Source organism: Oscillochloris sp. ZM17-4 (assembly GCF_019599295.1).
Classification (GTDB): domain Bacteria; phylum Chloroflexota; class Chloroflexia; order Chloroflexales; family Chloroflexaceae; genus Oscillochloris.
Map to the genome: position 1 here is coordinate 14,731 of NZ_JAIEWN010000063.1, position 1,822 is coordinate 16,552.

A 1,822-nucleotide genomic window follows, 5' to 3' on the forward strand; every position below is an offset into this window, starting at 1 on the left:
CTTACCGTTCGCTTATTTCTCTCGGCGGTTCGGACAAATGCTCAACCAGACGCGTATAGCAGGAAACCTCCAGTCCAGCCAGTGCCAGCAGCCGCTGCTGGAGGCTCGACAGCGGGGTCAGATGGCGGATGACCTGGGTGGGCAATGTGACCACGGTCAGCGTCAGGTTGTCGAATGCCTCCAGCACGCGCTCGGCGGTGGGGCGGCGGGTGCCCCGGCTCGGTTGGCCGGCATACAGCCCCTTGAGCGGTTCGGCCTGCGGCTCCTGGGCCAGACTCTGGCGGATGCCGTACTCCAGCAGGCTCAGCACGCGCACCGCGATGGTCAGCAGGCGTACCAGCCCGGTCACGTGCTCGTCGCGGCTCAGGTAGACCGGGCTCAGCGACAAGGGTGCGCCTTTCAGTCGCCCGATCGGGTGCTCGACCAGGTACTGGTCGCGGTAGGCCAGCACCACCTGGGTCAGGCTGCACGCCTCGGCGGGCTGGTTCGTGACGTAGACCCGCCAGCCCAGCCGGGCCTCCGCCGCGGTGATGGCGGCCTCCACCCGGGCCGTGGTCAGACTCAGCGTGTAGGTCGTCTCGTCGCGCGCCGGCTGCCCGCGATAGGCCCGAACGCGGCGGGTCTGTGCCTCGGCCTGCACGGTCACATCCAGCAACCCCGCCACGTCATGGCGATCCAGGATGCGGGCCACGGCTGCTGCCGCCTCATCTGGCGTCGTTGGGCGCACCTTGCCTCGTCGGGAGACCAGCAGGTCGGCCACCTCGGCCTCGGCCTCGGTCAGCCGCCGTTCGAGCGCGTGGCGCTGGGCGGCCTGCCAGGCCGGCGAGCGCACCACGATGCGGCGCTCGGTCCAGGTGACCGGCTGACCGTCTATCTCGCTGGTCAGGTCGGCGCTGGTTTCCCACGCCTCGGCACTGACGACCGGTTGCCCCGCCGCGTCGAGGATGGGCTGCCCATCGGCATCCGGTCGGCTGATCGTCGTCAGGGACGCGCTCGCCAACGCCTGGGCGATCAGCGCGTCGAGGGCGGCAACCGGCAATTGCACCCGGCCCAACGGGCACAGATAGTGGTCACCGGCGTGCTGGAGCTGCACACGGATCGCCAGCGCGCCCAGCTTGCTGTCGCCGACGTAGAGCAAGCCCGTGCGGCCCAGACTGGCCCGCACCCGCTCGATGATCGGCAGGTACAGCCGGTCATCCGTGCGCTGACCGGAGAGGACATCCACGGCCACGGGCATGCCCAGCGGGTCGAGGGTGGCCAGCATCACCTTGACCTGGGGCAGGTCGGGGCGATGGTCTTTACTGTGGCCAAACTGGAACAGGCCATCCTCGGTGACCTCCCAGTAGCCGCTGGCGGTGGTGCCATCCACCCGCACGGTGGTCGGCGTCAGGTCGTAGACGCGCAGGATGTGCTGGTTAAGCGCACCCTCGCAGGCAGCCCAGCGGGGCGTATCACTGAGGGCGAAGAGGACATCCGCCAGGCGGTCGTCGGTCAGGTCGGTGGGCCGCAGCGGCTGCGGCAGCACGGCATTGAGGGTCGTGGTGATCTGGTCGGCCCAGGGGCGCACGCGATTGAGCCGATGGTCGGCCCGCGACAGGACGTGGCCCAGCCAGACGGTCACGAGCCAGCCCAGGCTCAGCCCCTGGTGACCGCCGTGCGTCGGGAAGTGGGCGTCCAGAATGGTGGGCAGCCCCAGGCGTTGCATATGGGCCAGCAGCAGCGGCACGTCATCCACCCGTTCCGTGTATATCGTGGGTTGCTCGTTCATGCGACGAGCCTACCCGATTCTGCGAACCCTGTCCAGATTTAAGCGAACGGTAAG

The 1,822-nt window shown here is 68.8% G+C and carries 1 protein-coding gene; it reads right to left on the bottom strand.

Going from position 1 to position 1,822, the window contains the following annotated elements:
* Position 1: 1 nt before the first annotated feature.
* Positions 2–1,735, bottom strand: a complete 1,734-nt coding sequence (locus K2Z83_RS25510; protein WP_220597994.1) for a transposase — start codon at positions 1,733–1,735, stop codon at positions 2–4.
* Between the last annotated feature and the right edge of the window lie 87 nt (positions 1,736–1,822).